Annotated in this window: 1 pseudogene; it reads right to left on the bottom strand. The window is 74.5% G+C overall.

Annotation, left to right across the window (positions count from 1 at the left end):
• Positions 1–729 (bottom strand): annotated as a pseudogene (locus G3N61_RS39155) (hypothetical protein); the annotation flags it as partial.

The following is a 729-nucleotide window of genomic DNA, read 5'->3' as shown; positions in this document are numbered from 1 at the left end:
GCGAGGCCGAGCGTGTCGGCCAGGAGCGCCGCGTGGCCGAGCCCGAGCGCGCACGCGGCCGTGCCGACCCGGTAGGCGGCACCGGACGCATGCCATGCGGCACTCGCGTCGGCTCTGGCCGGATCGGCCGCGAGGTCGGCCATCGACGCATCGGCCGTCTGCAGGAAATCCTCATAGGCATGCGCATTGACCGTCACGACGCCGAGCGCGCGCGTCGGCGCGGCGGCGACCGCATCGTGCTCGGCCCGCGCGGCATCGGCCTCCCACAGCGCTTCGGACGCGGGCGTGCCGGCCACGTGCCAGTCGACCGTCAGTCCGTAGTCGTGCAGCACGTCGACGAGCGCGACATCCTCGGCCGCAGCGCCGAACAGCGCGAAATCGCGCCATAGCAGCGCGACCGTCTCGCGCACGAACTCGGGCGGCGCGTCGCGCCGGCCCTGCGCGTGCTCGCCGAGCAGCAGGTTCGTGCGCGCGAGAAAGCGCTTCAGCTCGGGCGCGCCGCTGGCGCGCAACGCGCGCAAGCACGCGGCCGCGAGCCGCCAGAAATCGTATGGATCGTCGTCGGCGAGCGCGGCCAGCATCGCATCGAGTTCGTCGAGCGCCGCGTCGGGCGCGCCGTGTTCCGCGCGCAGCAGGCCAAGCAGCGCCTGTTCGTAGCGGGCGCGAATCCGGGTCGCGAACGCATCGGGCAGCGCGCGCAGCGTGGCCGGCGGCACCGCGCGGCCGACA

This window comes from Burkholderia sp. Ac-20349, from assembly GCF_017104865.1.
Lineage (GTDB): Bacteria > Pseudomonadota > Gammaproteobacteria > Burkholderiales > Burkholderiaceae > Burkholderia > Burkholderia aenigmatica.
The sequence above is the reverse complement of the archived record's forward strand: the minus strand, read 5'-3'. Positions and strand labels throughout refer to the sequence as shown.